The sequence below is a fragment of the uncultured Friedmanniella sp. genome (assembly GCF_964244005.1).
GTDB lineage: Bacteria > Actinomycetota > Actinomycetes > Propionibacteriales > Propionibacteriaceae > Microlunatus.
The window spans coordinates 5765-10431 of sequence record NZ_CAXTHG010000049.1 but is presented as its reverse complement, the minus strand read 5'-3'; the positions used below and the strand labels follow the sequence as shown (position 1 = coordinate 10431).

The following is a 4667-nucleotide window of genomic DNA, read 5'->3' as shown; positions in this document are numbered from 1 at the left end:
GGGGGGGGGGGGGGGGGGGGGGGGGGGGGGGGGGGGGGGGCGACGCCGGGTCCGGCTGCACATCGGCCAGCCCTCGGTCCCGGTTGGGGTCCTGGGCGGTGAGGTCGGCGGACAAGCCAGGGAAGGTATCGACCGATGAGACCGACTCGGAGGGTGGTGTCGAACGGCGGCCGTAGCGAGCAGGTGCCCGGGTGCCGCGCGGTAGGTCGGCCTTTGACACCACCCTCCTAGAACTGCGACAGCACTGAATTGTCCAAGATCGGGTGCCTCCACATCCGACGGTACTCACCTACGTCGGTCCCCGCGTTATTTGTCCCTTCCCGCATTCAGGCGAAAAGGGGGGTCCAGTCACCGATCGGATGGCGCTGCCCACTTCTCGACTCAGCTGGCACCTGGCAGCCGTGACGCGTGAGCGGAATTGCTCACCCGGTCAATTCCCAGTACGACCAGCATGTGTGGCACCGTGAGCGCGAGGAGTACGAGCAGTGTCGTGCCGAGCGCAGCGTCGGGGTCGGCCGCCGACACAGCCGCGGTCACCAGACCCGCGAGCACGAGTACCGCAGCCAGCGTCGGCAAGGCTGAAGCCCGGGTCAGCGCGCGGACGGCCTGTCGCTGCTCTCCCGCCGCCAGGAGAGCCGCCGACGGTCCGTCGGCGGTCAGCAGTCGGGCACAGTGACGCAGGGCGTGCCAGCCGCCGAACCACACCCCGAAGGCGACCAGCGGAGGCGCCAGAGCGCCCAGTGCCCCCACCAGCAAGACGTCCAGCACGACGCCGTGCTGGCCAGCCCGAGCAGCGGCGACCACCGTCACCGCGGCCGCGAGCGCCCACACCGCCGCCACGGCCGCCCGGCCCGGCCAGAGGGTCAGCAGCGCTCCTAGGGACGGCGAGATGGAGACCGCCACCCCCGCCAGCTGGACGCCCGAGCGGGCTAGCGGGAGCAGCAGGGCGCCCGTGCCGGCGACCGCGAGCGCCACGGACACGGCTCGGGACGGACGCCAACCCGTCGTCGCCCGGACGACCTCGAGCTCGCCCAGACCGAAGTGCACCAGGCTGAGCGCCAGGACGGGAACCAGCGCGAGGAGACCGGTCGTCATGAGCAGGACCCAGGTGAGCACGGCCACGGCGGCGTAGCAGGCTCCGACGACCAGCACCGGCCGGCCGGTGAGCTGAGCAGCGAGGCGGTGGTCGACGGATCCGTGTGGCAGACCCGCCAGCAGTCCGGCGGCTGCGAGGACCAGGACGACGACCTGCTGAGCGCCGGCCGGTAGCAACGAGGCGACCGCAGCGATCACGAGGGCCGCCACCACGAGCCGACGGGACCAGATTGCCGCAATGGTCATCACAACCCATGTATTTCTCCTCCTCCCCTTCATTCGGATGCTCCTGGCCCCATATTTCTCTTGTGATTCAGCAGGCGGGTAACTGAGGCGTCGAGAGATGGATATTCGGAGGCGGCGCGGGTAGTGTCAAATCCGCCGCAGCAGGAACGACGGAACCGGGTTTTCCTTCGACTCCGAAGGACTGACCGGGAAAGGCGACTGCCCAAACACACGTCCAACGGAGGCCCACTGTGTTACCCGACTCTCTGACCCAAGGTCAGTACGACACCGTCTACAACTTGTTGTCGCTGGTGATCGCCTCGCAGCTCTTCACCGCACTGTTCCTGGTGATCTCGCAGCCCCGCGTGCTCGCCCGCTACCGCCAGGCCCTGGTGGTCTCCGCGGTGGTCTGTGGCATCGCCGCCTACCACTACTTCAGGATCTTCTCCTCCTTCAAGGAGGCCTACGTCAGCGATGCGGTTGGCGGCCAGGGCGTGTACACCCAGGCGGTTGGTCGCTCCTTCAACGAGGGCTACCGCTACGTCGACTGGCTGCTCACCGTGCCGCTGCTGCTGGTGGAGCTGGTGGTCGTGCTGACCCTGGCTCGGAAGCTGCAGGCGTCGCTGCTGCGCCGGCTCATCCCGGCCGCCGCTCTCATGATCGCCCTGGGCTACCCCGGTGAGATCAGCTCGGACAACCCCACGCGGCACCTGTTCGGCCTGCTCTCCACCGTGCCCTTCCTCTACATCCTCTACGTGCTGTTCGTCGAGCTGACCCGCTCCCTGGACCGGCAGCCCGCCGCCGTACGCCGCACCGTGTCGAGGATGCGGATCCTGCTCGTCGCGACGTGGGGCGTGTACCCGATCGCCTACCTCGTCCCGCTCCTCGGCTTCGACGGCGCGGACGCCTGGGTCGGCAAGCAGGCTGGCTACTCGGTGGCCGACATCTTGGCCAAGGCCCTCTACGGGCTGCTCATCTTCCGGATCGCCCGGATGAAGTCCTTCGCCGACGACCCGGCCTTCGGGGCCGTCGAGGGAAGCCACGAAGAGGCCCGCGAGTCTCTGACCGCCGCACCGGTGGAGGCCGTTCGCGTCAAGAACTGACCCTCGTCCACGAGCGCCACCTCCTGCCGGCTCATCAGCCGACAGGAGGTGGCGTCTTGCCCGGCAGCGCACAGGACGTGTCGGCGGAGCGAGCCGTCACACAGCGGATCAGCCGAGCTGCTGCTCGACGCCGGCCAGCAGCACACAGGTCACCAGCCCGTCGATGGCGGCGGCGACGTCGGTCGTGCTCGGCATGGTGGGTGCGATCCGGATGTTGCGGTCGCGCGGGTCGCGGCCGTACGGGAAGGCCGCCCCCGCCCCGGTCATGGCGATACCGGCCTGCTTGGCCAACGCCACCACCCGGGTCGCGGTGCCGTCCGCCACGTCGAGGCTGATGAAGTAGCCGCCGTCCGGGTCGGTCCACTCGGCGACCTCGTACTCGCCGAGCCGCTCGGTGAGGATCTTGCTCACGAGCTCGAACTTGGGCGCGATGATCGCGGCGTGCGCCCGCATCAGCGCTCGGACGCCGTCTGCGCTGCCCAACAGCATCGCGTGCCGCAGGTGGTTGACCTTGTCGGGGCCGATGGTCCGCTTGCCGAGCCGGCCCAGGTACCAGGCGACGTTAGCCGGTGAGGAGGCGAAGAAGGACACCCCGGCCCCGGCGAACGTGATCTTGGAGGTGGAGGCGAAGAGGAAGACCCGGTCCGGGTTCCCCGCGGCCGCGGCCATCCCGAGCACGTCCAGCGCCGGCGTCTCGACCTCGGTGAGGTGGTGCACCGCGTACGCGTTGTCCCAGAAGATGCGGAAGTCCGGCGCTGCCGTCGGCATCTCGACCAGGGCGCGGGTGACCTGCTCGGAGTAGACGGCCCCGTTCGGGTTGGCGTAGGTCGGCACGACCCAGATGCCCTTGACGCTGGGGTCCGCAGCCACCAGCGACCGGACGACGTCCAGGTCGGGGCCCTCAGGGCCGAGAGGCACCGGGACCATCTCGATCCCGTACTGCTCGCAGATCGCGAAGTGGCGGTCGTAGCCAGGGACCGGGCAGAGGAACTTGACCGGTCCCCGCGACCAGGGCTCGGGCGAGCCGACGGTGCCCAGCAGCAACGAGAAGACGATGCTGTCGTGCATCACGGCCAGGCTGGCGTTGTCGCCGGCCACCAGCTGCTCGACCGGCACGTTGAGCAGGGGGGCGAAGATCTCGCGCAGCTCGAGGAGGCCCTGGCCACCGCCGTAGTTGCGGACGTCGGTCCCGGACGCGTCGCGGACGTGATTCTCGCCGGGCAGGCTCAGCAGGGCGTTGGAGAGATCGAGCTGCTCGGGCGACGGCTTGCCTCGGGTGAGGTCGAGCTTCAGCCCCTTCGCGACCAGGGCGTCGTAGGCGCCCGTCAGCTCGGTGTGCAGAGCGGTCAGCTCCTCGGGACTCAGCTCGGACAACGACATGGTGCTCCACTTCGGGCAGGGGTTCGGACCGCCAGACACACTACCGAGTGCGATCTAGTCTCGATCCATGCCGAACTCCAACATCGCCGTTTGGGTGGCCGACCGCGCGGTCGCAGACCCGCACCTGCCCGCCATCAAGCAGGGCGACACGATCCTCAGCTACGCCGCCCTCGACGGAGCCGCGTCCCGCTTCGCGACCGTGCTGGCCGAGCGGGGCGTCCGCGCGGGCGACCGGGTGGCGCTGATCATGCCGAACGTCGCCTACTTTCCCGTCGCCTACTACGCGATCCTGCGGCTGGGGGCGATCGTGGTGCCGATGAACCCGCTGCTGAAGGCCGGCGAGATCTCCTACGCCTGGACCGACTCCGGCGCGAAGGTGGCGGTGGTGTTCCCGCTGTTCGCCGAGGAGGCGCAGAAGGCGGCCACGACGACGGGGACCGACGTGGTCGTGACCGTGCCGCAGGAGTTCGAGGCGCTGCTGGGCGCGACGGCGCCGACTCCGCAGGTCGCGCTGGTCGAGCCGTCCGACACCGCCGTCATCCTCTACACCTCCGGCACCACCGGGTCGCCCAAGGGCGCTGAGCTCAGCCACGCGAACCTGAGCAGCAACGTCACCACCACCGTCGAGACCTTGATGCCCAACGGACCGGGCGACGTGATCTTCGGCGGACTGCCGCTCTTCCACTCCTTCGGCCAGACCTGCGGGCTGAACGCGGCGATGGCTGGCGGTGCCTGCCTGACCCTGCTGCCGAAGTTCGACGGCGAGGAGGCGCTGCGGACCATCGTCGAGGACCGGGTGACGATCTTCCTCGGCGTCCCGACGATGTACATCGCGCTGCTGGAGGCCGCCAAGACGAACCCGGA

3 protein-coding genes and 1 pseudogene are annotated in these 4667 nt (G+C 69.4%); 2 read left to right on the top strand and 2 right to left on the bottom strand.

The annotated features are described in order from the left end of the window. Positions 1–381 precede the first annotated feature (381 nt). On the bottom strand, positions 382–1341 hold the full coding sequence (locus ACFE76_RS19970) for a beta-carotene 15,15'-dioxygenase, Brp/Blh family (protein ID WP_375433538.1): 960 nt from the start codon (positions 1339–1341) through the stop codon (positions 382–384). Between the two features lie 230 nt (positions 1342–1571). Between ACFE76_RS19970 and ACFE76_RS19965 the strand changes: the two genes are divergently transcribed. After that, positions 1572–2423, top strand: a complete 852-nt coding sequence (locus ACFE76_RS19965) for a bacteriorhodopsin-like (protein ID WP_375433537.1) — start codon at positions 1572–1574, stop codon at positions 2421–2423. 108 nt (positions 2424–2531) lie between these two features. Here ACFE76_RS19965 and ACFE76_RS19960 read toward each other — a convergent pair whose 3' ends face one another. Continuing rightward, positions 2532–3803 carry an aminotransferase class I/II-fold pyridoxal phosphate-dependent enzyme gene (locus tag ACFE76_RS19960; RefSeq protein WP_375433536.1) on the bottom strand — a complete coding sequence of 424 codons (1272 nt, stop codon included), beginning with the start codon at positions 3801–3803 and terminating at the stop codon, positions 2532–2534. A 67-nt stretch (positions 3804–3870) separates the two neighbouring features. Here ACFE76_RS19960 and ACFE76_RS19955 point away from each other — a divergent pair. Then, positions 3871–4596: pseudogene (locus ACFE76_RS19955) on the top strand (AMP-binding protein); the annotation flags it as partial. Between the last annotated feature and the right edge of the window lie 71 nt (positions 4597–4667).